Here is a 24,254-nt window from a genome sequence, read left to right as displayed (position 1 = left end):
GGTGGCTGCGGACGAGGCGCGGGCCTCGCTGGCCGCGGCGGCGGAGGCCGACCGCGAGGCGGGCCGCGAGGCGGAGCGCGAGGTGGACAGGGAACCGTCGACGGGAGCGGGAACGGCCACCGGCGACTTCGAGGCGGAGGCCGGACGCACGGCCCTGACAGGCCACGCGGCCCGTGCGGCGATGCCGCGCGCGGGCACAGACGCAGGCGTGGGCCATGCGGCTCGTGCGGAGGCGTCGAGCGCGGGCGCGGGCGCCGATGTGGGCGTGGGCCATGCGGCCCGTGCGGCCGTGCCCAGTGGGACCGCGGCCTCCGAGACCGCAGCGGCCGCCGCGCCCGTCTCGCAGGGCTGGGCCGGGCCCGACATGGGGGCGCCGGCCACCTTCGTACTGCTGCGGCACGGCGAGACGGCGCTCACCCCCGAGAAGCGGTTCTCCGGCAGCGGCGGCGCCGACCCCGAGCTGTCCGCCGTCGGACGGCGCCAGGCCGAGGCCGTGGCCGCGGCGCTCGCCGCGCGCGGCACCATCCAGGAGATCGTCAGCTCGCCGCTCACCCGCTGCCGCCAGACCGCCGAGGCCGTCGCCACCCGCCTCGGCCTGGACGTACGGATCGAGAACGGCCTCCGCGAGACCGACTTCGGCGCCTGGGAGGGCCTCACCTTCGCCGAGGTCCGCGAGCGCTACAAGGACGACCTCGACGCCTGGCTCGCCTCCCCGAAGGCCGCCCCCACCGGCGGCGGCGAGTCCTTCGCGACGGTCGCCCGCCGCGTCGCCACGACCCGCGACCGCCTGACGGCCGCCTACGCGGGCCGCACGGTGCTCCTGGTCACGCACGTCACCCCGATCAAGACCTTGATCCGGCTGGCGCTCGGCGCGCCGCCGGAGTCGCTGTTCAGGATGGAGCTGTCGGCCGCGTCCATTTCGGCGGTGGCGTATTACGGGGACGGGAACGCGTCGGTGCGGCTGCTGAACGACACGTCGCACCTGCGGTAGGCGGGACGGGCGCCGTGGGGGGCCGCCCCCGTGCGGGCAGCGTTCAAACCGCTGGACCGCCGCCCCGTCCCCGTACCAACATCGCTCCATGAGCTGGCACTTCACCACCGACCACCGCGCCTTCCGCGACACCGTCCGCGCCTACCTCGCCGCCGACCCCGCCCGCCACACCGCGATGCTCACGATGCTGGAGATGCCCGAACAGCTTGTCGGGCCGTGCGGCTGGTGGGTGGAGGCCGGCGACGGGGAGGTCACCGGGGCGGTGCTGGTGGCGCCGGTCGGGGTGCCGCTGGTCGCGGGGATGGGGGAGGACGCGGCGCGGGCGCTGGCGGCGGAGCTGCCGGGGGCGGGCGAAGTGACCGCCGTACGAGGCGAGTCGGAGGCCGTCGAGGCGTTCGCGCGGGCCACCGGGCGGGCGTGGGCGGTCACGCGGCGGATGAGGCTGTTCCGGCTGGGCGAGCTGACGCCGCCGGAGCCCGCGCCGAAGGGCGCCGCGCGCACGGCGGGGCCGGCGGACGTGCCGCGGGCGCTGGCGTGGATGCGGGAGTACGCGCGGGACATCGGTGAGGACCCGGACGCGGACTACCGGGCCAACGTCGAGGGGCGGATCGGCGGCGGGCGGCTGAGCTTCTGGGTCGCGGAGGACGGCGAACCGCTCGCGATGGCGAGCACGTCGCCGGTCGTCGCCGGCCAGGCGCGCGTCTCGACCGTCTACACGCCGCCCGCCCACCGGGGCCGCGGCTACGGGGGCGCCGTGACCAGCGCGGTCAGCCGGGCGGCGCTCGACGCGGGCGCCGAACAGGTGCTGCTCTTCACCGACCTGGCGAACCCGACGAGCAACGCGCTCTACCAGCGGCTCGGTTACCGTCCCGTGCTCGACCACGCCGCGGTGGCGTTCGGCTGACCCTCAGCGGAGCAGCGCGGCCGCCTGCCGCGCCAGCGTCTCCACCCGCGCCCACTCCCGGCCCGCGAGCGCGTCCGCCGGCAGCATCCACGTACCGCCGACGCAGGAGACGTTCGGCAGCGCCAGGTAGCGGGACGCGTTGGCGGGCGAGACGCCGCCGGTCGGGCAGAAACGGGCGCGGGGGAGGGGACCGGCGAGGGACGTGAGGTACGGGACGCCGCCCGCCGCCTCCGCCGGGAAGAACTTCATGTCCGTGACCCCGCGTTCGAGCAGCGCCACGACCTCGGAGGCCGTCGACACGCCCGGCAGGAACGGCACGCCGGGCGCCCGCATCGCGTCGAGGAGCCCGTCCGTCCAGCCAGGGCTGACGAGGAAGCGCGCCCCCGCGTCGACCGCGTCCGCGACGCCCGACGCCGAGACGACCGTGCCCGCGCCGACGACCGCCCCGGGGGCACCGTCCGCGATCGCCCGGATCGCGTCGAGCGCGGCGGGGGTGCGCAGCGTCACCTCGATCAACGGCAGCCCGCCGGCCACGAGGGCGCGGGCCAGCGGTACGGCGTCGGCGGCGTCCTCGATGACGACGACCGGGACGACGGGCACGGCGGGGGCGAGGTCGAACACGCTCGTCATGCGCATGCGCCTCATCCTGCCGAGGGCGAGTGACATGCGCAACGAGCGTTGCGCATGTTGCAACGCACAGCGCCCCGCAGTACCCCGCAGCACCCCGAAGCGCCCTGCGGTGACCCGGTGACGGCGACCTAGTGGATCTCGTCCACCAGGACGTCCAGGAGCCCGGCCCTGGCGCCCTCCTCCACCACGTACCCCAGGTCCCGCAGCGCCTCCACCAGCTCCTCCCGGCCCGCAGGCGCCGCCCCCGCCTCCAGCAGGCTGCGTACGATCCGGCCCTTCGTCGCCTTGTTGAAGTGGCTGACCACCTTCCGCGTCGGCGCGTGCAGCACCCGCACCGTCGCCGTACGCGCCGCCACCTCGCCCTTCGGCTTCCACGCCGCCGCGTACGCCGACGAGCGCAGGTCCAGGACCAGCCCGTCGCCCGCCGCCTCCGGCAGCACCGTCGCCATCGCGCTCCGCCAGTGCGCCCCGAGCGCGCCGAGGCGCGGCAGCTTCACACCCATCGAGCAGCGGTACGAGGGGATCCGGTCCGCGACCGTGACCGCGCCCCACAGCCCGGAGAAGACCAGCAGGGACCGGCCGGCCCGCTCGCGCGCGGCCGCGTCCAGCGTGGCCAGGCCGAGCGCGTCGTACAGCACGCCCGTGTAGATCTCCCCGGCCGGCCGCGCCCCGGCCGTCCGCAGCTCGGCGTTCTTGGCCACCTCGCCGCGCAGCCCCTCGCTGAGTCCGAGCACCTCGCGCGCCTTCTCCTCGTCGGCCAGGCACAGCTCCACCAGCTCGTCGAGCACCGCCGCCCGCGCCTCCGCGAGCCCCGGCAGCGACAGCGACTCCGCCTTGAGCGGCGCCCCGCTCCCCGAGGCGGCCTTTCCTTCGGAGGGCGGCAACAGGACGAGCACGGTGGGTCTCCTTCGTACGTACGGGGGGTGGCGGGGGTGCGGCCCCACCGGCCCAGCGTACGAGGTCGTCCGGGTGCCCCTGTCCGCCCCGGCCCGTCCGGACCCGCCTCGCCGGTCCCTCCCTCCAGTCCCTCCCTCCCGTCTCGCCCCGCCGATCCCCCCGTCCCGCCGATCCCCCGCCCCGCCGACATCCCCCGTCCCGTCGACATGCCGCGTCCCCACCCCCGCCATACGCTCGGTTGCATGCCCCGCCGCCACATTCATGTGACCGCCGCAGCGGACGACCCGCTGCGGGCCGCCCTGCGTGCGCTGCGCACCGAGCTGGCGATTCCCGACGGCTTTCCGGAGGCCGTCCTCGCCGAGGCCGAGGAGGTCGCGAAGGCGCCGCACCTGCCCGACGAGGACGCCACCGACATCCCCTTCTTCACCATCGACCCGCCGACCTCCCGCGACCTCGACCAGGCCATGCACCTCGGGCGCCGGGACGGCGGCGGGTACCGGGTTCACTACGCCATCGCCGACGTCGCCGCCTTCGTCGCACCCGGCGGCGCGATCGACGCCGAAGCCCACAAGCGGGCGACCACGCTCTACCTGCCCGACGGCAAGGTGCCGCTGCACCCCGCCGTGCTCTCCGAGGGCGTCGCGAGCCTGCTGCCCGGCAACACCGTGCCCGCCCTGCTGTGGCGTATCGACCTCGACGCCGAGGGCCGCACGGTGAGCACCGACGTGCGCCGTGCGAAGGTCCGCAGCCAGGTCAAGCTCGACTACGAGGGCGCCCAGGCCCAGATCGACGCGGGCACCGCCGAGGAGCCGCTCGCCCTGCTCGCCACCGTCGGCCGGCTCCGCGAGGCGCTGGAGATCGAGCGCGGCGGGATCTCCCTCAACGTCCCCGAGCAGGAGGTCACCACCCGGACCGACGGCTCGTACACCCTCGAGTACCGCGCCGTGCTCCCCGTCGACGGCTGGAACGAGCAGATCTCGCTGCTGACCGGCATGGCGGCGGCCGACCTGATGATCGCCGCGGGCACCGGCATCCTGCGCACACTGCCGCCCGCCCCGGACGGGTCCGTCGCCCGGCTGCGCCGTTCGGCGAAGGCCCTCGGCATCGACTGGCCGCACCACGTCTCGTACGCGGCCCTCATCCGCTCCCTCGACCCGCACAACAGCAGGCACGCCGCCTTCCTCCAGGACGCCACCACCCTGCTGCAGGGCTCCGGCTACACCCCCTTCACCGACGGAAACGTCCCGTCGCCCGCCATCCACGCCGCCATCGCCGACGAGTACACGCACTGCACGGCCCCGTTGCGGCGTCTCGTCGACCGGTACGCGGGCGAACTCGCCCTGGCGGCCGTCGCGGGCACGCCGCCGCCCGAGTGGGTGCTGCACGCACTGGACGGACTGCCCGCGGACATGGCGAGGGGCGGCAAACTCGCCAACAAGGCCGAACGGGGTTCCGTCGACATCGTCGAGGAGGCCTTGATGAGCCATCGGATCGGGGAGGTCTTCGACTCGATCGTCATCGACCTGAAGACGGCCCACACCGGCGTCGTCCACCTGGAGGACCCGGCCGTCATCGGGGACGTCGTCGCCGACGGAGCCCGCCTGCCGCTCGGCGACCCGCTGCGGGTCAGGCTGACGCAGGCGGATCCGGGACGGGCGAAGGTGCAGTTCGCGCCCGCGTGACGGACTGCGTGACGGACTGCGTGACCGACTGGGAGAGGGCCTGGAACAAGGCCCGCGGGTCGTCCGCGTGCAGGCGCACGGTCCGTACCGGCCGCGGCGCCCCGAGCAGCCTCGGCGCGTCGACCGGCCCGGTCAGCTCCAGGGTGAGCGAGGTCTGCGAGCCGACGGCCAGGTTCAGCTCGCCGTCCGCCTTCTCGTGCGAGAACAGTGACTCGTGCCGCACGGCGGAGATCCGGTCCAGCGGTATCCGTACGTCCGTGTGCGCGGCCTGCCGCACTCGCAGCGTGTCCGCCGTGAGCAGGTGCGGGCGGGTCGCGGAGGCGGCGTGCAGGCCGAGGACGAAGAGCACGGTGTAGACGTCGAGGACGAGGAAGACGGCGTGGACGGCGGGCCACTCGGCGAGCAGGTACGACATGCCGACGGTCTCGACCACGCACACGAAGGCGAAGCCGTACATGAGCGGCGCCTGGTCGCGGGCGTGCGGGAACGGCACCGCTCCCGGCTCGCCGCGGTCCGGCCGCCGCGCGATCCACCGGCCCAGGCTCCCGAGCAGCCGCAGCTCGTGCCCGACGAGCCGCCGGGCCGGCTCGGGTACGAGTCGGCGCAGCGCCGCACGGGCCGTGAGCCCGCGCCGCCGCAGCCGCAGGAAGGCGACGCCGTTCGCGAGGAGCAGCAAGGCGGCGACGGCCTCGGCGGCGGCCAGGACGGGCGCGGGAACCGGCACGCCGGTGCCGAGACAGACGGCGAGGACGAGTTCGGCGGGCAGCAGGACGTAGACGCTGTACTTCATCGCGCCTGCTCCGAGGCCCGGCCCGATGCCCGCCCCGCGGTCCGCCCCGATGCCCGCCCCGCAGCCCGCTCCGCGGCGAGCCGGAGCGCGTGCCGCACGGCCGCAGCCTGCGCCGGCGCGAGGTCGGCGAAGAACACGTCGGCGAGCCCGCCCTCGGGCGCCTCCACGCCCACCTCGTCGGGCAGCACGGCGGCGAGCGCGGCGCCCGCTTCCGCGACGCGCGGGTCGTCGGGCGCGGCGTCGGCGAGGGCGTCGAGGCGGGCGTAGAGCGCGGGTGCCTGCGTGGCGGCCCCGCGCATCAGGTCCATCAGGCGGGCCCGGTCCTGCTCCGGCACGACCGTGTCGAGCAGGAGGAGGATCTCCCGGTCCTGCACCGCCGTCGGCGACGCGGCGACCGGCCCCGGCAGCTCGGCGAGCAGCCCGGCCAGCGCCGGGGACACCGGTCCGTCGGCCGCGAGCCGCCCCTCCCGGGCCTCCGCGAGCAGCTCCGCGAGCCGCGCCCGCCGCTCCCGGATCACCCGCTCCTGCCGCCCCAGGTCCTCGTCCAGCTCCTTCAGAACCTCCACCAGCTCCCGCCCCTCGTCGTCCGCGATTACGTCCCCGACCTCGTCGAGCCCGAGCCCCAGCTCCGTCAGCCGCCGGACCCGCGCGAGCAGCACCGCGTCCCGGATCCCGTACTCCCGGTACCCGTTCGCCCGCCGCACCGGCTCCGGCAGCAGGCCGAGCCGGTGGTAGTGCCGCACGGCCCGCGGCGTCACCCCGACGAGCGCGGCGAGCTCGCCGATCCGCATGCCCTGGCCCGTACGCACGTCCCGCATGTCCATGCCCCCAGTAGAAACCTTGACGCTGCGACAAGGTCAAGCGTCTGCGTGGCTCGCCGCCGACCATGTGCCACGACCGACCCGGAGACCGCCGGGTTCCGCTGATCCGCCCGGGCCCCGACGCCAGGTAGCATGGTCGGCACGGCAGACGAGCCGGGCGGGCGGCCGCGTGGGGATCCTCGGATCCTCCCGAGGAACGTCCGGGCTCCACAGGGCAAGGTGGTGGCTAACGGCCACCCGGGGTGACCCGCGGGACAGTGCCACAGAAAACAGACCGCCGGGGACCTCGGTCCTCGGTAAGGGTGAAACGGTGGTGTAAGAGACCACCAGCGCCTGAGGTGACTCAGGCGGCTAGGTAAACCCCACCCGGAGCAAGGTCAAAAGGGAACACCTCGGTGTTCCTGCGCGGACGATCGAGGGCTGCCCGCCCGAGTCCGCGGGTAGACCGCACGAGGCCGGCGGCAACGCCGGTCCTAGATGGATGGCCGTCACCCCGACGACCGCGAGGTCCCGGGGTACAGAACCCGGCGTACAGCCCGACTCGTCTGCCTCACTCTCCCTCCCCTTCTCCCTCTCTCATTCGAGGGACCGCGCCGCCACCCTCCGCAGATGCGCCTCGAACACCTTCCGCGCGTCCGGGTTCAGCGTGCGCAGCGCCACCATCGCCGTGATGACGACGTCGCAGAGCTCGGCCTCGACGTCCTGCCAGGTGTGGCTGTGGCCCTTGCGCGGGTTCTGGCCGGTGGCGCCGATCACCGCCTGGGCCGCCTCGCCGACCTCCTCGGAGAGTTTGAGGACGCGCAGCAGGATCTCCTGGCCGGGCGGGAGCTGCTGATGGGCCGCGAGCCATTCCTGCAGACGGGCGATGGTCGGCCAGACGGGATCGGTCATGGTCGGCAGCCTGCCCCTTCCGGGTCACCGGTGAAACGGGGCGGAGGCCACCGTGCCGCCCGCTCCCCCCCGCCCGTTCTCCCCGCCCGTTCTCCCCGCCCGCTCTTCCTGTCCGCCCGGGTGACCCCGCCGGTGTGTTGAGCGGCGGGTCCGGCGCGGTCGCCGTACGGTCCGGGGCGTGACCGTTCCCGTGGAGCAGCTCAGCGATCCCGCCGTACGCGCCTTCGTGGCCGCGCTCAACGCCAACGACCGGGCCGCCTTCCAGGCCGCCCTCGCGCCCGGTGCCAGCATGTCCGACGACGGTTCGAACCGGGACCTCGACGACTGGACCGAGCGGGAGATCTTCTCCTCGAACGGGCGCATGGAGGTGGAGGAGGAGACCGACGGCGGACGCACGCTCGTCGCGACCTACACCAACGACACCTGGGGCTCGATGCGGACCGTCTGGCGCTTCACCGTCGACGGCGGCAAGGTCTCCCGCTTCGACACCGGGCAGGCGCCGACCGACTAGCCCGTCCGTACGGAGGCCTCAGCCCCGCCCGGACACCGGGCAGGCGCCGGCCGACCAGCCCGTCCGTACGGAGGCCTCAGCCCCGCCCGGACACCGGGCAGGCGCCGGCCGACCAGCCCGTCCGTACGGAGGCCTCAGCCCCGCCCGATGTATGGCATCGCCGTCGCCATCACCGTCGCGAACTGCACGTTCGCCTCCAGCGGCAGCGCCGCCATGTGCACCACCGTCGCCGCCACGTCCGCCGCGTCCATCACCGGCTCCACCGCCAGCTGACCGTTGGCCTGGAGGATGCCGGTCTGCATGCGGGCGGTCATCTCCGTGGCCGCGTTGCCGATGTCGATCTGGCCGCAGGCGATGCGGTACGGACGCCCGTCCAGGGACAGGGACTTGGTGAGGCCGGTCATCGCGTGCTTCGTCGCCGTGTACGCGACGGAGTGCGGGCGCGGCACGTGCGCCGAGATGGAGCCGTTGTTGATGATGCGGCCGCCCTGTGGCGACTGCTCCTTCATCGCGCGGTAGGCGGCCTGCGCGCACAGGAACGCGCCCGTCAGGTTGACGTCCACGACCGCCCGCCAGGTCGCCGGGTCCAGGTCCTCGACCGGGGTGCCGCCGCCCGCGAACGAACCCGCGTTGTTGAAGAGCAGGTCGACCCGGCCGAAGCGGTCGCGTACCGCCGTGAAGAGGGCCGCGACCTGCTCCTCGGACGTCACGTCCGTCGGTACGCACAGGGCCTGACCCTCCGGCAGGCCGGCCGCCGTCTCCTCGAGTGCGGGCAGGCGCCGGCCCGCGAGCGCCACCGACCAGCCGGCCGCCGCGAGGGCCCGGGCCACGCTCCGGCCGATGCCCGAACCGGCTCCTGTCACCACTGCGACACGTGCGTTGCTCATGGGCGCGCAGCGTACGGCAGACCGCTGCCCCGTGAACTCATCCGTCCGACACGTGGATGTTCTGTACCCGACAAACCTAGGTCGTCCCGCCCCCCTGCAATAGCGGATGGACAGCATCCGTCAGGGGAGGGGCTCATGACACCCGTACCGACCCACGCCGACGAACTCCGCGCGATGGCCCGCCACCTGGGCCGCCGCCGCTTCCTCACCGCCACCGGCGCCGCAGCCGCGCTCGCCTTCGCCGTGAACCTCCCGGCCGCCGGCACGGCCGCGGCCGCCGAGCTCGACGGCCGCCTCATATCCGACGACCCGTTCACCCTCGGGGTGGCATCCGGCGACCCCCAGCCCGGCTCCGTGCTGCTGTGGACGAAGCTGGCCCCGCGCCCGTACGAGCCCGGCGGCGGCCTGCCTGCCGGCACCCGCGTCACCGTCAGCTGGGAGCTGGCCCGCGACGAGCGCTTCACCAAGGGCGTACGACACGGCACCGCGCCCGCGCACGCCGAGTTCGACCACACCGTGCACGTCGAGGTCGACGGACTCGCGCCCGGCCGCGACTACTTCTACCGCTTCCGCGCCGGCGCCTGGACCAGCCCGGTCGGCCGCACCCGTACCGCACCCGCGCCCGGCGCCCACAACACCCGCCTGAAGCTCGCCGCCGTCTCCTGCCAGGCCTACCCGGACGGCTACTTCACGGCCCACCGCCACCTCGCCGACGAGGACCTCGACGTCGTCTTCCACCTCGGCGACTACATCTACGAGTACCCCGTCGACTCCACCGCCGGCGACCGCGCCTACAAGCCCGGCACCCTGCCGGACGTCTTCAACCACGAGACGACGACCCTGGCGGACTACCGGCTGCGCTACGCCCTCTACAAGTCGGACCCCGACCTGAGAGCCGCGCACGCCGCCCACCCCTTCGTCGTCACCTGGGACGACCACGAGACCGAGGACAACTACGCGGACGCCACCTCCGAGGACGACGTCCCGCCCGAGGAGTTCCTGATCCGCCGGGCCGCCGCCTACCGCGCGTACTGGGAGAACCAGCCGCTGCGCCGCCCGCAGCGGCCCACCGGCCCCGACATGAAGCTCTACCGGCGGCTGAGCTTCGGGCGGCTCGCCCAGTTCGACATCCTCGACACCCGCCAGTACCGCTCCGACCAGGCGTACGGCGACGGCTGGCAGACCCCCGGGCCCGAGTCCGAGGACCCGGGCCGCACCCTCACCGGCGCCGAGCAGGAGCGCTGGCTCATCGACGGCTGGAAGGCGTCCCGCGCCCGCTGGAACGTGGTGCCCCAGCAGGTCCTCTTCTCCGAGCGCCGCAACGTCCCCGGCAGCGCCTTCAAGCTCTCCATGGACGCCTGGGACGGCTACCCGGCCTCCCGGCAGCGCGTCCTCGCCGGCGCCCAGGCGGCCGGCGTCGAGAACCTGATGGTGCTCACCGGCGACGTCCACGTCGCCTTCGCCCTCGACATCAAGGCCGACTTCCGCGACCCGGCCTCCCTCACCATCGGCACCGAGATCGTCGCCACCTCCGTCAGCAGCGGCCGCAACGGCGCCGACAAGCCCGCCAACCACGCCACCCTCACCCGCGCCAACCCGCACATGCACTTCTACAACGGGCGCCGCGGCTACGTCACCGTCACCCTCGGCGAGCGTGAGGCCCGCGCCGACTTCCGTACGGTCTCCCACGTGACGACGCCGGGCGCGCCGGTCGTCACGGCGGCGTCCTTCGTCACCGAGGCGGGCCACCCCGGGCTCCGGCCCGCCTAACATAGGGAAGCTTTCAACGAAACGGAGCAGCGATGCCGGAGAGCGGCCGGACCACCACCAAGCCCCACATAGCCGGCGCACCGGCCGCCTCCGCCCGCAGAGCCGGGCTGCTCGTCACCCTCGTCCTCGGCGGGCTCACCGCCCTCCCGCCGCTCTCCATGGACATGTACCTGCCGGCACTGCCGCAGGTCACCGAGGCGCTGCGGTCACCCGCCGCCACCGTCCAGCTCACGCTGACCGCCTGCCTCGCCGGCATGGCGCTCGGCCAGCTCGTCGTCGGCCCCATGAGCGACAAGTGGGGCCGGCGGCGGCCGCTGCTCGTCGGCATGGTCGTGTACGTCCTCGCCACCGCCGTCTGCGCCCTCGCGCCCACCGCCGGGCTGCTCGTCGGCTTCCGGCTGCTGCAGGGCCTCGCGGGCGCCGCCGGCATCGTCATCGCCCGGGCCGTCGTCCGCGACCTGTACGACGGCGTCGAGATGGCCCGGTTCTTCTCCACGCTCATGCTGATCTCCGGCGTCGCGCCGATCGTCGCCCCGCTCATCGGCGGCCAGATCCTGCGGCTCACCGACTGGCGGGGCGTCTTCTGCGTCCTCACCGGCGTCGGCGTCCTGCTCACCCTCGTCGTCTGGCGCTTCCTGCACGAGACCCTGCCGCCCGAGCGGCGCCACGCGGGCGGCGTCGGCGAGGCCCTGCGCACCATGCGCGGACTCCTCGCGGACCGCGTCTTCACCGGCTACGTGCTGGCCGGCGGACTCGCCTTCGCCGCGCTCTTCGCGTACATCACCGCCTCGCCCTACGTCATGCAGGAGATCTACGGCGCCTCCCCGCAGACCTTCAGCCTGCTCTTCGGGATCAACTCGGTCGGGCTCGTCGTCATGGGCCAGGTCAACGGCAAGCTGCTCGTCGGCCGGGTCAGCCTCGACAAGGCGCTCGGCTGCGGCCTCGCGGTCATCCTCACCGCGTCCCTCGCGCTGCTCGTGATGACCAGCGGCGTCCTCGGCGACCCCGGCCTCGCGCCGATCGCGGGCGGGCTCTTCGTGCTGATGTCGGCGATGGGCCTCACCCTGCCGAACACCAACGCCCAGGCCCTCATGCGCACCCCGCACGCCGCCGGCTCCGCCTCCGCGCTCCTCGGCACCTCGTCCTTCCTCATCGGCGCCGTCGCCTCCCCGCTCGTCGGCATCGCCGGCGAGACCACCGCAGTCCCGATGGCCGTCGTCCAGGTCTGCTGCGCGCTCGCCGCCGTCGCCTGCTTCCTGCTCCTGTGCCGCCCCTGGCGCCGGGCCGGCCGGACGGAGTCGGAAGCCGCCTAAAATGTGGCGGTGAACGCCTCCCTCCCCTCCGCCGACACCCTGCGCGCCGCGCTCGCCGCCGTCCTCGACGGACTGCCGCCGCGCCAGGCCGCCCAGGCCGTCGAGCGGCTGATCGCGAACTACCGGGGAGCCACCCCGACCCACGCGCCCGTGCTGCGCGACCGGTCCGACGTCGCCGCCTACGCCGCGTACCGCATGCCCGCCACCTTCGAGGCGGTACGGGCCGCCCTGTACGCCCTCGCGGACGCGGCGCCCGACTGGGCGCCCGCCACGCACACGGACGTCGGCGGCGGCACCGGCGCGGCGAGCTGGGCCGTCGCCGAGACCTGGGAGGGCGCGGCGCGCACCACCGTCCTCGACTGGGCCGAGCCGGCCCTCGCCCTCGGCAAGGAGCTCGCCGGGGGCGTCTTCGACGCCGAGTGGCGCCGGGAGCGGATCGGCGCGGCGCTGCGGCTCCCCGACGCGGACCTGGTGACCGTCTCGTACGTCCTCAACGAGCTGACCGAGTCCGACCGCACCGCCCTCGTCACCGAGGCCGCGCGCACCGCGCAGGCGGTGGTGATCGTCGAGCCGGGCACCCCCGACGGCTACGAGCGGATCATCGCCGCCCGCACCCTGCTGATCGACGCGGGCTTCACCGTCGCCGCGCCCTGCCCGCACAGCGGCGCCTGCCCGATCGTGCCCGGCACCGACTGGTGCCACTTCGCCGCCCGGGTCAGCCGCTCCTCGCTGCACCGGCAGGTGAAGGGCGGGTCGCTGCCGTACGAGGACGAGAAGTACGCGTACGTCGCCGCCACCCGGTTCCCGGTGACCCCGGCCCCGGCCCGGATCACCCGCAGGCCGCAGATCCGCAAGGGCCAGGTGCTGCTCGACCTCTGCGGGCCCGACGGCCTCGCCCGGGAGACGGTGACCAAGCGGCACGGCGCGCTCTACAAGGAGGCCAGGGACGCCGAGTGGGGCGACGCCTGGCCTCCCGGCGAGGACTAGGCCGGCCGGCTAGACCGCCGGCCGCAGCTCCTGGGTGCAGCACTTCACGCTGCCGCCGCCCTTGAGCAGCTCGCTCAGGTCCATCCCGATCGGCTCGAAGCCGCGCGCCCGCAACGGCTCGAAGAGGCCCACGGCCGCCTGCGGGAGCAGCACGTGCCGGCCGTCGCTCACCGCGTTCAGACCGAGCACGGCGGCCTCCGGCTCCTCGACGACCAGTGCGTCGGGGAAGAGCCGCTCCAGGACGGCGCGGCTGCCGGGGGAGAAGGCGGCGGGGTAGTACATGATCTCGTCGCGGGCGTCGTCCAGGACGCACAGCGCCGTGTCCAGGTGGTAGTAGCGCGGGTCCACCAGTTCCAGGCCGATCACCGGGCGGCCGAAGAACTCCTGGGCCTCGGCGAGCGCGAGCGGGCTGGACCGGAAGCCGCGGCCGGCCAGGATCCAGGACGCGGTCACGGCGAAGTCGCCCTCGCCCTCGTTGACGTGCTCGGGGACCCGGACGTCCGCGTCCGGATAACCGTTCCTGCGGAACCAGTCCAGGTGTGCCGCGGCCTCGTCCGAGCGCTCCGGGTAGGCGAACCTGGCGCCGAGCACCCGGCCGTCGACCACGGTCGCGCCGTTCGCGGCGAAGACCATGTCCGGCAGTTCCGGGGCCGGTTCGAGCAGTTCCACGGTGTGGCCGAGCGTGCGGTACCGGTCGCGCAGGTCCTCCCACTGCGCGAGGGCGAGCGGCAGGTCGACCGGCTTCGTGGGATCCATCCACGGGTTGATGGAGTACGTCACCTTGAAGTGCGCGGGTGGGCACATCAGATAACGGCGGGGCGAGGCATCGCGCGGGGTGTGGCGCAAAGGGGGCTCCTCTACGGTCGCTGATCGCTGAGCGCAGATCGTTGAGGACATGGTCCGCTCTCTTGGCGCCTTGCGCAGTGGACCGTTCGGGTGGTTCGGATGTCGCCGCAGGAGCGGACCGCCGGGGCGGTGGGCGGTGACGACCGGCGTGAGATCGCCGACACCCGACCGCGGATCGCCCTCGAACTCCTCGCCGGCCCCCTCCACCACCGCCGGCCGAGCCGGTTCCGAGCCCGGTTCCCGACCCCGGTTCCCGACTCCGGTCACCCGGGGCGCAGGATGGTGGGACCATGGAGGGCCAGCCGGGCGAACCCCGGCCGACCGGGCACGCATGAGGTGTGAGGGGATAGATGGGCGACGGCATCGGCCGCTACCGCGGCACGGAGAGCAAACTCGCGCAGTGGCTGCGCAGGCGCCCCAAGCGGACCAAGGCCGACGCCGAGAACGAACGCGAGAAGCTGCTCCTGGCCGTCGCCGCCGCAGGGCTGCCGCTCGCCCCCGCCGCGTACCCCGTCGGTTACCGGTGTTCCTGTGAGCGGATCGGCTGTCCCACGCCCGCCCGGCACCCGGTCTCCTTCGCCTGGCAGACCCAGTCGACCACCGACCGCGCCCAGATCGAGCGCTGGGCCCGCACCCAGCCCGAGGCGAACTTCATCACCGCCACCGGCATGGTCCACGACGTGCTCGACGTGCCGCTGCCCGCCGGCCGCGCCGCCCTGGAGCGGCTGCTCGCCGAGGGCGTGGACGTCGGCCCGGTCGTCGTCTCCGACGCCGCCGAGGACCGGCCCGAGGCGGGCCGCATGCTCTTCTTCACCGCCACCCGCGGCACCCCCGAGGACGAGGACGAATGGTGGCCGTGCGAGCTGGACTGCCATCCGGAGACCATGGACGAGCATCCGGGCCTGCGCTGGCACTGCCGCGGCTCCTACGTCCTGGTACCGCCGTCCCGGCTGCCCGGTGACGAAGGCGCCCAGCCCGTCCTCTCCTGGCTGCGCGGCCCCGAACACCCGCTGCCCGAGCCGCTGAGCCTCCTGGAGGCCCTCACCGACGCCTGCGGCCGGCACGCGGCCGCACGGGCGGAGCAGGGCGCCCCGGGGGACCACGAGATCGCCTGGCCGCTCAGCCGTTGAGAGTCCCCCTGGTCGGACGCGACCGCCCGGGAACGCCGGCTCGGGCGACCGCCCCGGGGTAGCCGCCCGAGCGAACCGGCCTGGGGCCACCGGCCCGGGGCCACCGCCCCGGGGGGTCACTGCCCCCCCGGTCACCGCCCCGGGGTCACCGCCCGCCCGGGGCGACCGCCCAGGGGTAGCCGCCGAGGGCGAACCGGCCCGCGGTCATCGCCCCCGGGGCCACCGCCCCCGGGGCCACCGCCCCCCCGGGGTCACGACCCTTCGGCCGCCGTCACGCCCTGGAGCCGGCTCAGGACCTCGGCCCTGTCGCCGTTCACGAGGACCGTCTGGCTGGACACCCACCGCTTGGTGACCGTGCTCTTCACCTCGCCGGTCAGCATCGCCTTCACGTCCGGGCCGACCTTCGGCCGGTAGCCGGGCGCGGCCGTCTGCCGCTCGAAGTAGCGGGTGGCGAAGAAGACGAGGGCGCCGCCGTCCTCCGTGGCCAGTCCGAGGGGCGCGAAGTCGCCGCGGGACTCGGCCTGGTCGGCGTACTGGGTGGCGAGTCCGGGCCGGTTGGCTGCCTTCTTGCGCTCGGCGCGCCACTCGGTGGTGTGCGGGCCGGGTGCGAACGGCCCCGGCCGCCCGTCCTTGAGGAACGACACGTACCGCTCGCCCAGGTTCTTCGGCGCGACCGCGAGCCCGCCGGCGTCGGCGGCGACCGGCACCGCGTACCCCGCCTCCCGCTTGAAGGCGGGGATGCGGTCCGGGCTCAGGATCGACAGATAGGCGGCCCGCCACGGCTCGGCGGCGGCGCCACGCACGAAGACCAGCACCCAGCGGGTGTCGGCCGCACCGCTGTCGGTGTCCCGGTTGGAGTCGGTGTCGGCGACGAACCAGCGCGGCCAGCCGGCCTTCCTGGGTATCGCGAACTTCGCGTCGGTGAGCTCCAGCGGGCGGTGGTTCGGGTTGCCGCCCGGGTTCGTCAGGTGACGCGACCGCAGGCCCGCCTGGTTGATCTCCCCGAACGCGCCGGTGACCCGGTCCGCGTCGCGGGTCGGGTCGTACGCCTGGTCGGCGGCGTTGAAGGCGGTCGTGAAGTCCTTGAGCGCCTGCCGTGCCTCGGCCGGGGAGGCGGCCGGGATCAGCGCCTGCTCGCCGTGCACGGTCACACAGCCGCTCGCGGTGAGCGCGAGGAGAGCGGCCGTCGTCGCCGCCAGGAACGTGCGCGGGCCGGCCGGGAGTCCCGGTCGGCCCGACGCGCGGACGAGGGTGTCAGCCGGTCGCCTGGGACCGGTTCGCCTGAGCCTTCTCATCGGTCTCGGTCGTCGCCTTCTGCTTCGCCAGCCGCTTGGACGGACCCGACCCTATCGGGGCCAGGAAGATCGCGAGCGTCGGGATCAGATAGAGCGCCCACACCGTGACCTGGACGACGGTCGGGTCGGGCTGGAAGTTGAACACGCCCTTGAGGAGGGTGCCGTACCAGCTGTCCGGCGGGATGGTCGCCGAGATGTCGAAGGCCTTGCTCGCCAGGCCGGGCAGGAAGTCCGCCTCCTGGAGGTCGTGCACGCCGTACGCGAGCACGCCCGCCGCCACCACGACCAGCATGCCGCCGGTCCAGGTGAAGAACTTCGCCAGGTTGATCTTCAGCGCGCCCCGGTAGAACAGCCAGCCCAGGAACACCGCCGTGAGCAGGCCCAGGACCACGCCGACCAGCGGCGCGTACGTGCCGTCCGAGGAGGCCCGCACCGACGCCCACACGAACAGCGCCGTCTCCAGACCCTCGCGGCCGACCGCGAGGAACGCGGTCGCCACCAGCGCGCCCGTGCCCATCTGCAGGGCCGCGTCCAGCTTGCCGTGCAGCTCGGCCTTCAGGTGCCGCGCGGTGCGCCGCATCCAGAAGACCATCCAGGTCACCAGGCCCACGGCGAGGATCGACAGCGAGCCGCCGAGCGCCTCCTGCGCCTCGAAGGTCAGCTCCTGCGAGCCGAACTCCAGGCCGGCGCCGAAGGCGAGCGCGAGCCCGACGGCGACGCCGATGCCGATCCAGATCGGCCGCAGGGCGTCCTTGCGGCCGGTCTTCACCAGGTAGGCGATGAGGATGCAGACGACGAGGCTGGCCTCGAGACCTTCGCGCAGGCCGATCAGATAGTTGCCGAACACGTCGGACTCCTTCTTGCTCCTACTTGGCTACGCGATCAGGCGAACAGCTCCCGGCCCCACCAGTCGTCCTTGTCGCGGACGCCCGGCGGAACCGCGAAGATCGCGGAACTCACGTGCTGGATGTACTCGTTGAGCGCGTCGTGGCGGGACAGCGAGGTCTGCAGCGGGATGAAGCCGTTGCGGACGTCGCGCTGGTACGCGAGGAAGAACAGGCCCGCGTCGAGGCGGCCCAGGCCGTCGGAACCGTCCGTGAAGGAGTAGCCGCGGCGCAGGATCGTCACTCCGCCGTTGGAGTCGGGGTGCGCCAGGCGCACGTGCGCGTCCGGCTTCATCGCCTTGAGGAACGGCTCGTCGTGCTCCTTGGCCTTGCCGACCGGGGCGCCTTCCTTCTTGTCCCGGCCGAAGACGTCCTCCTGCTCCGCGAGCGAGGTGCGGTCCCAGGTCTCGATGTTCATGCGGATCCGGCGGGCGACGAGGTACGAGCCACCCGTCATCCAGGCCGCCGCGCCCGGGGCGTCCTTGGCGGACACCCACACGTGCTTGTCGAGGCGTTCGGTGTCGGTGCCCGCGATGTTCCGGGTGCCGTCCTTGAAGCCCATCATGTTGCGCGGGGTCTGGGCGTCGGGGGTCGTCGACGACGTCTTGCCGAAGCCGAGCTGGGACCAGCGCACCGCGACCTTGCCGAAGCCGATGCGGGCCAGGTTGCGGATGGCGTGCACGGCGACCTGCGGGTCGTCGGCGCACGCCTGCACGCACAGGTCGCCGCCACTGCGGGCCGGGTCCAGGTTGTCGCCGGGGAACTTCGGCAGGTCGACCAGGGCGCCGGGGCGCTTGCCGGCGAGGCCGAAGCGGCCGTCGAAGAGGGACGGGCCGAAGCCGATGGTGAGGGTGAGCCGGGACGGCTTGAGGCCGAGGGCCTCGCCGGTGTCGTCCGGCGGGGCCTCCGGGAGGCCGCCGTAGGCGCCCTCGCCGACCTCGTGACCGGCCGTCATGCGCTCGGCGGCGCGGGTCCAGTCCTTGAGGAGCTGGATCAGCTCGGCGCGGTCCGTCGTCTTCACGTCGAAGGCGGCGAAGTGCAGCCGGTCCTGGACGGCGGTGGCGATGCCGGCCTGGTGGGCGCCGTGGAAGGGCACGGCGGAGCCGGTGTCGGCGACGGGCGCGGTGGCGTCGTCGTGGCCCCGGGTCAGGGCGACGGCGCCGCCGGCCGCGGCCGCGCCGAGCGCGAGCCCGGCACCGCCCCAGCCGATGACGGCGCGGCGGGACGGCGACGTGGCGCCGGTGGTGTCCTCGGAGACCTGCTCGTTCTCGCTCATGTCGGTGTACCCCCTTGCTTACTTCGCGACCGCGGCGGCGAGCTTGGAGAGCGGCTCGGCGAGCGCGTTGACGCCGTCCGAGAGCTCCTTGCGCTGCTCCTTGCCGACCTTCTCGTACGAGGTGAAGACGTACGCGTTCTTGTCGGTGCGGTACTTGTCGAGCAGCGTGTTGAGGGCGGCGAACTGCTTGTCGAGCTCGGCGACCAGCTTGGGGTCGTTCTTCTGCGCGACCGGCTTGAGCAGCTCGAAGGACTTCTGGGCGCCCTCGACGTTGGCCTTGAAGTCGACGAGGTCGGTGTGGGAGTAGCGCTCCTCCTCACCGGTGACCTTGCCGGTGGCGACCTCGTCGAGGAGCTCCTTGGCGCCGTTGGCCATGGAGGTCGGGGTGATCTCGGCCTTGCCGACCCGCTCCTCCCAGTCCGCCAGGTCCTTGTCGAGGAGGTCGGCGAGCTGCTTCTCGCGGTCGGTGATCTTCTTGTCCTGCCACAGCGCCTTCTCCAGGCGGTGCCAGCCGGTCCAGTCCTTCACCGGGTCCTGGCCGGCCTCCAGGCCGTCCTCGCGGACGTCGACCTTCGGGTCGATGTCGCCGAAGGACTCGGCGACCGGCTCGGTGCGCTCCCAGCCGATGCGGGACTCGGCGTACGCCTTCTTGGCGGCCTCGACGTCACCGGCGCGGACGGCGTCGGTGAACACCTTCACCTTCGGCAGCGTCTGCTCGGCCTGCGCCTCCACGTACTGGCGGTACGCGGCGACGGCCGCGTCCAGCTCCGGCGAGCGCTTGGCGGCGCCCTTGCCGGTGGCGGTGACCTTCTGCTTGATGCCGTCGCCCTTCATGCCGGGCTTGCAGGCGATCTCGTAGTCACCGGCCTTGATCTCGGCGGTGATGGTCGCCTTGGTGCCCGGCCCGATGTTCTCGCGCTCGGTCACGATCCGCTCGTCCGGGAACAGCACGTAGACCTCGGTGACCTTGCCGCCGCGGTTCTCCACGTCCAGCTTCACGTGCCCGGCCGGGAAGCTCGTCTTCGACACCTCGCAGGCGTCGTCCTTGGCGACGACCTTGATCGCCCCGTCGTCCGCCTTGGCGTCGCTCTTCTGCGTGCAGCCCGTGACGGCGGCCAGGCTCGCCGCGGCAGCGGCGGCGGTGACGACGGACAGACGGACGGCTCGCATGCGGTGCTCCACTCGGGGGACGGTACGGAGGGGACGGGGTGAGGCGGACCTAACTTAACCGAGGCTTACCTCAGCAATACCCGCCCGTCCAGTGATTCAGCTCTCAGGGCGGCCCGGAGGGACACGGGGCGGTCACGGTGGACCCACGAGGGCCTTATGGCTTGGTCAAGGAATGGTCAAGAGGGGGAGTTTGTCCGGCTTTCGGCTACGCGTGAGTAGGTGGGTCGGGGCCGGGTCCGAAACAGCGGTGCGAGCCGGCGGCGGGCGCCGCTAGCGTGCCGCGCATGCGCCGAGAGAACCTGCCCGGAGCCCTCGTCCTCACCGGCCGCGGCCCGGCGGAACCCCCGCCCCTGCGCCTGGAGGTGACGGCCGGCCGCCGGATGCTGCTCCGCCAGGCCGGCCGCCCGGTGCTGCTCGCCCGGGTCGACGAGAACGGACACGGCGCCACCGTCCACCGTCGCGCCGGCTACCGCTCGCCGCTCCCGCCGCTCCGGGCCGACGAGGCCCGGCGCGGGCCCGACCGGCTCCACCGGTTCGCGAGCGCTCTGGAGGCCTCCGACCGGGGCCCGCTCTACGCCGACCGCCTGCTCCTCACGTACCGGAGCGCCTTTCCCCCGTACGTCTGGGCCGGTGACTTCGTCCGCGACTGGCCCACGGCCCGCCTCGACTGGGAGGTCGAGGGATGGAACGGCGTGCTGCCGTTGCGGCCGCTGTCCGGTCCCGACGCCCCGCGCGTCAAGGCGTACCGCCGCCAGGCCCGCGAGGGCGTGCTGCCGCCCGTACTGCTCTGGTGGTACGAGGCGTTCGACGGATGGCTGCTGCTCGACGGGCACGACCGGGCGGTGGCGGCGCTCGCGGAAGGACGGGATCCCGAGGCGGTGGTGCTGGCGCGGGAGGCGGGCGACGCCCTCGTCCGCGACGGCGTCGTGGCCCACTTCGAGCAGCGCCTCGCGCAACTCCCGCCCGAGGGGGAATCGGCGGCGGGCGCTGACCCGGACGTACGCCGGAGCGCTCGCCTCCGTCGCGTACGACGGGGCCCCCGGTCTCACCTGGCCCGTTCCCAGAGGCCCCGCGGAGTGGGAGGACTGGATGGTTGAATTCCGGCATGAACACGACTGATATCGACGTCCTGCGGGTCTTCTGTGCGGGCGACGGCCGGTACGGCAACAGGCTCGGGGTCGTACGGGACGGGCGCGGGTATCCCGATGAGGCGGTGCGGCAGGCGCTGGCCAAGGAGCTCGGGTTCAGTGAGACGGTGTTCGTGGACGATCCGGAGCGGGGGGTCGTCGACATCTACACGCCCGGGCTGCGGCTGCCGTTCGCCGGGCATCCGCTCGTGGGGGCCGCCTGGCTGCTCGATCTGGAGGTCGTCAATCCGCCGGCCGGGGAGGTGTGGGTGCGCGGGGACGGGGAGTTCACGTGGATCGAGGCGCGGGCCGAGTGGGCGCCGCCGCGGACGCTGAAGCGGTACGCGACGGCCGCCGAGGTGGAGGCCCTGGAGGTGCCGGAGCCGGGGGAGTGGGTCTACGCCTGGGCGTGGGAGGACGAGGCCGCCGGACGGGTCCGGGCGCGGGCGTTCCCCGGGCGCGGGGACGGGATCGATGAGGACGAGGCCACGGGCGCGGCGGCGCTGCTGCTCACCGCCGAGCTGGGGCGGGCGCTCAACATCACCCAGGGCCGCGGCTCGCAGCTGCTCACCGCACCCGGGCCCGACGGCATCGTGGAACTCGGCGGACGGGTACGGATCGAGAACACCCTCGCCGTCTAGGACCTGCCCCGTCTAGGACCTGCCCCGTCCAGGACCTGCCCCGGGCGTCACGCGCTGAGCGGGAACTCCCGGGCCAGCTCCCGGAACACCGCGCCGTTGAAGTCGAACGCCCGCTTGCACTCGTCGACGATCCGCTGCTTCTCCAGGTCGTCCGCGCGCACCGCGTCGAGCAGTCCCCGGTACGTCCGCTTGAAGGCCGCCGGGTTGTCGATCGCCTCGAAGACGTAGAACCGCACGCCGTCGCCCTTGCGCGCGAAGCCCCAGGTCCGCTCCGCCTTGTCGCGGATGATCTGACCGCCCGACAGGTCGCCCAGATAACGCGTGTAGTGGTGGGCCACATAGCCCGCGGGCCAGTCGCGGGCGCATTCGGCGACCCGCGCCGCGTACGCCTCCGTCGCCGGCAGCGGCGAGAGCCCCGCCCGCCATCCCGCGCCCCGCAGATGCGCGAGGTCCTGCTCCAGGGCGGCCGTGCGGAACAGCTCCGGCCGTATGAACGGCCCCGCGACCGGGTCGGACGCCAGGGCCGCCGCGCCGTCCTCCAGCGCGCGGTACACGAACCACAACTGCTCCGTGTACCGCGCGTACGCGTCGACGGCCAGGCGGCCGCCGAGGAGGTCGCTCATGAACGTCGACGTCTCCGCCTGCGTGTGCTGCTCGTGCGAGGCCGTGCGGATCAGCGTCGAGAAGGGCGTGTCCAAGGCGGGCCTCCGGAAGGGGTCATCTCGTTCCCGACATCCTGTCGGTAAAACGCTACCCATCCGACGGGTCAGGGCAACGTAAGAATGTCCGCCCCGGTCTCCGTCACCACCAGCGTGTGCTCGAACTGCGCCGTCCGCTTCCGGTCCTTCGTGACCACGGTCCAGCCGTCGTCCCACATGTCGTACTCGTGCGTGCCCAGCGTCAGCATCGGCTCGATCGTGAACGTCATGCCCGGCTGCATGACGGTCGTGTGGTGCGGCGAGTCATAGTGCGGAATGATCAGCCCGGAGTGGAAGGACGAGTTGATGCCGTGCCCCGTGAAGTCCCGGACGACGCCATAGCCGAAGCGCTTGGCGTACGACTCGATGACCCGGCCGATGATGTTCACCTGGCGGCCCGGCTTGACCGCCTTGATCGCCCGGTTCAGCGACTCCCGGGTGCGTTCGACGAGCAGCCGGGACTCCTCGTCGACGTCACCGCAGAGGTAGGTGGCGTTGTTGTCGCCGTGGACGCCGTTGATGTACGCGGTCACGTCCAGGTTCACGATGTCGCCGTCCTTCAGGACGGTCGAGTCGGGGATGCCGTGGCAGATGACCTCGTTGACCGACGAACACAGCGACTTGGGGAAGCCGCGGTAGCCGAGCGTCGAGGGGTAGGCGCCGTGGTCGCACATGTACTCGTGGGCGACCCGGTCCAGCTCGTCCGTGGTCACGCCCGGCGCGATGTGCTTGGCGGCCTCCTCCATCGCCTGCGCGGCGATGCGGCCGGCGATCCGCATCCGCTCGATCGTGTCGGCGTCCTGCACCTCGGGCCCCGAGTACGGGGTGGGCGCGGGCTTGCCGACGTACTCGGGGCGGCGGATGGACCCCGGAACGGAACGGTGGGGGGAGAGCTCCCCCGGTACGAGAAGCGACTGGCCAGACATGTCAGCGAGTCTAACGACCGCGTCTGGGGCAGCATGGTGACGGAGGAAGGAGCCGAGGATGGCCCTGTTCAAGAAGCGCACGGCCGGCAAGCCGGGCGAGTGGTACTACTGCCTGGAGCACAAGAAGGTCGAGGAGGGCCCCGAGTGCCCGGCGAAGGACCGTTTCGGCCCCTACTCCAGCCGGGAGGAGGCCACCCGCGCCATGCAGACGGCGCAGGAGCGGAACCTGGAGTGGGACACCGACCCGAAGTGGCACGACCGGGCCGGCAAGGACGAGTCCGCCGACTAGTGCATGTCGGGGCCCGAGGCCGTCTCTTCCGGATCTTGCCGGGCGCCCGGCGCCCGGCGCCCGGCGCCCGCCGCTCGCTGATCCGGCCTGATCCGAGCTGATCCGACCTGATCCGGCCTGATCCGGAAGAAACGGCTTAGGCGCCCGGGAAGCGCGCCGTCGCCAGGACGTTCCCGTCCGGGCCCAGCAGCCTGGCGCCGGTCACCGTCGTCGGATCGGCGCCGGCCGGCGCACCCCAGTACCCGTAGCCGTCCCTGAGCGGGAACGAGCCCACCGGAACCGTCGACCCGTCGGCATGGACGAGCACACAGCGGACCGGTCCGGCGCCCGCCCCGTCCAGGTCCACGGACATGTACACCCAGCCGCCGCCGCCCGGGTGCGCGTAGATCCGGCCGACCTCGTGGCCGCCCGCCCCCGTCCCGGACACCAGCGCCGCCTCCACGAGCCCCGTCCGCTGCGACACCGCCGGCGGCGCGCCCTCGACGACCGCCGAGCCGACCGCCCAGCCGCCGAACCCGCAGGCCACCGCCGCGGCCGCGCCGGCCGCCGCCAGCCGCAGCCGGTACCGGCGCGGCTTCCGTACGGGCGCCGCGCCCAGCGCCCGTACCACCCGGGACTCGAAACCGACCGGCGGTTCGGCACCCGGCAGCAGCGCGAGCAGCCCGTCGCCGACGGCCGTCAGCCGCTCGACGTGCTCACGGCACTCGGGGCAGCGGTCGAGATGCGCGACGGCCTCGGCCCGCTCGCGGGCCGGCAGGACCCCGAGCGCCAGCTCGGCGGCCAGCTCCCGCAGCCGCTCGCACTCCATGCCGCCCCGGCCGCTCCCGCCGTTCATGCCGCCACCGCCGCTCCCGCCGCTCATGCCGCCCATGCCGTTCATGTCGCTCGTGCCGCCCAC

Annotated in this window: 25 protein-coding genes and 1 other RNA gene; 12 read left to right on the top strand and 14 right to left on the bottom strand. The window is 73.6% G+C overall.

Features of this window, described 5'->3' with window-relative positions; all coding sequences use genetic code 11:
- The coding region (locus ACWEJX_RS19875; RefSeq protein ID WP_451608734.1) for a bifunctional RNase H/acid phosphatase at positions 1-991 on the top strand (991 nt) is incomplete at its 5' end.
- 88 nt (positions 992-1,079) lie between these two features.
- Entirely contained in the window at positions 1,080-1,895 is an 816-nt protein-coding gene (locus ACWEJX_RS19870) for a GNAT family N-acetyltransferase (protein WP_451608733.1), read from the top strand.
- 3 nt (positions 1,896-1,898) lie between these two features.
- Here ACWEJX_RS19870 and eda read toward each other — a convergent pair whose 3' ends face one another.
- Entirely contained in the window at positions 1,899-2,525 is a 627-nt protein-coding gene (eda, locus tag ACWEJX_RS19865; RefSeq protein ID WP_451608737.1) for a bifunctional 4-hydroxy-2-oxoglutarate aldolase/2-dehydro-3-deoxy-phosphogluconate aldolase, read from the bottom strand.
- 128 nt (positions 2,526-2,653) lie between these two features.
- Positions 2,654-3,421, bottom strand: a complete 768-nt coding sequence (yaaA, locus tag ACWEJX_RS19860; RefSeq protein ID WP_451608732.1) for a peroxide stress protein YaaA — start codon at positions 3,419-3,421, stop codon at positions 2,654-2,656.
- 243 nt (positions 3,422-3,664) lie between these two features.
- Here yaaA and ACWEJX_RS19855 point away from each other — a divergent pair, with 243 nt between their 5' ends.
- Positions 3,665-5,104 (top strand): RNB domain-containing ribonuclease, encoded by a 1,440-nt coding sequence (locus tag ACWEJX_RS19855; RefSeq protein ID WP_451608731.1) that lies wholly within the window; start codon positions 3,665-3,667, stop codon positions 5,102-5,104.
- On the opposite strand, the gene ACWEJX_RS19850 is transcribed toward ACWEJX_RS19855, so the two are convergent.
- Positions 5,049-5,894 carry a hypothetical protein gene (locus ACWEJX_RS19850; protein ID WP_451608730.1) on the bottom strand — a complete coding sequence of 282 codons (846 nt, stop codon included), beginning with the start codon at positions 5,892-5,894 and terminating at the stop codon, positions 5,049-5,051. The genes ACWEJX_RS19855 and ACWEJX_RS19850 overlap by 56 nt on opposite strands.
- Entirely contained in the window at positions 5,891-6,685 is a 795-nt protein-coding gene (locus tag ACWEJX_RS19845; protein WP_451608736.1) for a MerR family transcriptional regulator, read from the bottom strand. The genes ACWEJX_RS19850 and ACWEJX_RS19845 overlap by 4 nt, the downstream gene beginning before the upstream one ends.
- Before the next feature lie 179 nt (positions 6,686-6,864).
- Here ACWEJX_RS19845 and rnpB point away from each other — a divergent pair.
- Positions 6,865-7,263: RNase P RNA component class A (rnpB, locus tag ACWEJX_RS19840), an RNA gene on the top strand.
- A 28-nt stretch (positions 7,264-7,291) separates the two neighbouring features.
- Here rnpB and ACWEJX_RS19835 read toward each other — a convergent pair.
- Positions 7,292-7,606, bottom strand: a complete 315-nt coding sequence (locus tag ACWEJX_RS19835) for a MazG-like family protein (RefSeq protein ID WP_403793443.1) — start codon at positions 7,604-7,606, stop codon at positions 7,292-7,294.
- A gap of 178 nt (positions 7,607-7,784) precedes the next feature.
- Between ACWEJX_RS19835 and ACWEJX_RS19830 the strand changes: the two genes are divergently transcribed.
- Positions 7,785-8,117, top strand: coding sequence for a nuclear transport factor 2 family protein (locus ACWEJX_RS19830; RefSeq protein WP_451608729.1), 333 nt, complete (start codon positions 7,785-7,787; stop codon positions 8,115-8,117).
- Positions 8,118-8,251: 134 nt separating this feature from the next.
- Here ACWEJX_RS19830 and ACWEJX_RS19825 read toward each other — a convergent pair whose 3' ends face one another.
- Positions 8,252-9,004, bottom strand: coding sequence for an SDR family oxidoreductase (locus ACWEJX_RS19825; RefSeq protein WP_451608728.1), 753 nt, complete (start codon positions 9,002-9,004; stop codon positions 8,252-8,254).
- Between the two features lie 135 nt (positions 9,005-9,139).
- On the opposite strand from ACWEJX_RS19825, the gene ACWEJX_RS19820 reads away from it, so the two are divergent.
- The 3 genes from ACWEJX_RS19820 to ACWEJX_RS19810 are packed head-to-tail and all read left to right on the top strand — an operon-like array spanning position 9,140 to position 13,074.
- Positions 9,140-10,774, top strand: a complete 1,635-nt coding sequence (locus ACWEJX_RS19820; RefSeq protein WP_451608727.1) for an alkaline phosphatase D family protein — start codon at positions 9,140-9,142, stop codon at positions 10,772-10,774.
- Between the two features lie 32 nt (positions 10,775-10,806).
- A complete protein-coding gene (locus ACWEJX_RS19815; protein ID WP_451608726.1) occupies positions 10,807-12,087 on the top strand; it encodes a Bcr/CflA family multidrug efflux MFS transporter in 1,281 nt (426 codons plus the stop codon).
- 9 nt (positions 12,088-12,096) lie between these two features.
- Entirely contained in the window at positions 12,097-13,074 is a 978-nt protein-coding gene (locus ACWEJX_RS19810; RefSeq protein WP_451608725.1) for a small ribosomal subunit Rsm22 family protein, read from the top strand.
- 9 nt (positions 13,075-13,083) lie between these two features.
- Here ACWEJX_RS19810 and ddaH read toward each other — a convergent pair whose 3' ends face one another.
- The gene (gene ddaH / locus ACWEJX_RS19805) at positions 13,084-13,920 is read right to left on the bottom strand and encodes a dimethylargininase (RefSeq protein ID WP_451608724.1); all 837 of its coding nucleotides are present in this window, start codon (positions 13,918-13,920) and stop codon (positions 13,084-13,086) included.
- A 350-nt stretch (positions 13,921-14,270) separates the two neighbouring features.
- Between ddaH and ACWEJX_RS19800 the strand changes: the two genes are divergently transcribed.
- Entirely contained in the window at positions 14,271-15,050 is a 780-nt protein-coding gene (locus ACWEJX_RS19800; protein WP_451608723.1) for a bifunctional DNA primase/polymerase, read from the top strand.
- Positions 15,051-15,301: 251 nt separating this feature from the next.
- Here the strand turns inward: ACWEJX_RS19800 and ACWEJX_RS19795 are convergent, their stop codons facing one another.
- Genes ACWEJX_RS19795 through efeO form a run of 4 tightly spaced genes read right to left on the bottom strand, consistent with a single transcriptional unit; the run spans position 15,302 to position 19,675 of the window.
- The gene (locus ACWEJX_RS19795) at positions 15,302-16,345 is read right to left on the bottom strand and encodes a hypothetical protein (protein ID WP_451608722.1); all 1,044 of its coding nucleotides are present in this window, start codon (positions 16,343-16,345) and stop codon (positions 15,302-15,304) included.
- Entirely contained in the window at positions 16,305-17,192 is an 888-nt protein-coding gene (gene efeU / locus ACWEJX_RS19790) for an iron uptake transporter permease EfeU (RefSeq protein WP_451608721.1), read from the bottom strand. The genes ACWEJX_RS19795 and efeU overlap by 41 nt, the downstream gene beginning before the upstream one ends.
- Positions 17,193-17,227: 35 nt before the next feature.
- Entirely contained in the window at positions 17,228-18,505 is a 1,278-nt protein-coding gene (gene efeB, locus ACWEJX_RS19785; RefSeq protein WP_451608720.1) for an iron uptake transporter deferrochelatase/peroxidase subunit, read from the bottom strand.
- 18 nt (positions 18,506-18,523) lie between these two features.
- Positions 18,524-19,675 carry an iron uptake system protein EfeO gene (gene efeO, locus ACWEJX_RS19780; RefSeq protein WP_451608719.1) on the bottom strand — a complete coding sequence of 384 codons (1,152 nt, stop codon included), beginning with the start codon at positions 19,673-19,675 and terminating at the stop codon, positions 18,524-18,526.
- 284 nt (positions 19,676-19,959) lie between these two features.
- Here efeO and ACWEJX_RS19775 point away from each other — a divergent pair, with 284 nt between their 5' ends.
- Both ACWEJX_RS19775 and ACWEJX_RS19770 read left to right on the top strand, forming a co-directional pair.
- Positions 19,960-20,772, top strand: coding sequence for a hypothetical protein (locus tag ACWEJX_RS19775; RefSeq protein WP_451608718.1), 813 nt, complete (start codon positions 19,960-19,962; stop codon positions 20,770-20,772).
- Between the two features lie 8 nt (positions 20,773-20,780).
- Entirely contained in the window at positions 20,781-21,443 is a 663-nt protein-coding gene (locus ACWEJX_RS19770; protein ID WP_451608717.1) for a PhzF family phenazine biosynthesis protein, read from the top strand.
- A 47-nt stretch (positions 21,444-21,490) separates the two neighbouring features.
- Here the strand turns inward: ACWEJX_RS19770 and ACWEJX_RS19765 are convergent, their stop codons facing one another.
- On the bottom strand, positions 21,491-22,141 hold the full coding sequence (locus ACWEJX_RS19765) for a biliverdin-producing heme oxygenase (RefSeq protein WP_451608716.1): 651 nt from the start codon (positions 22,139-22,141) through the stop codon (positions 21,491-21,493).
- Positions 22,142-22,209: 68 nt separating this feature from the next.
- A complete protein-coding gene (gene map / locus ACWEJX_RS19760; RefSeq protein ID WP_403793468.1) occupies positions 22,210-23,067 on the bottom strand; it encodes a type I methionyl aminopeptidase in 858 nt (285 codons plus the stop codon).
- Between the two features lie 58 nt (positions 23,068-23,125).
- On the opposite strand from map, the gene ACWEJX_RS19755 reads away from it, so the two are divergent.
- Positions 23,126-23,356 (top strand): hypothetical protein, encoded by a 231-nt coding sequence (locus ACWEJX_RS19755; protein WP_451608715.1) that lies wholly within the window; start codon positions 23,126-23,128, stop codon positions 23,354-23,356.
- Positions 23,357-23,492: 136 nt separating this feature from the next.
- Here the strand turns inward: ACWEJX_RS19755 and ACWEJX_RS19750 are convergent, their stop codons facing one another.
- Entirely contained in the window at positions 23,493-24,254 is a 762-nt protein-coding gene (locus ACWEJX_RS19750; RefSeq protein ID WP_451608714.1) for a zf-HC2 domain-containing protein, read from the bottom strand.

It is taken from the genome of Streptomyces sp. NPDC004788, assembly GCF_053601115.1.
This window is presented reverse-complemented; position numbering and strand designations above follow the sequence as displayed.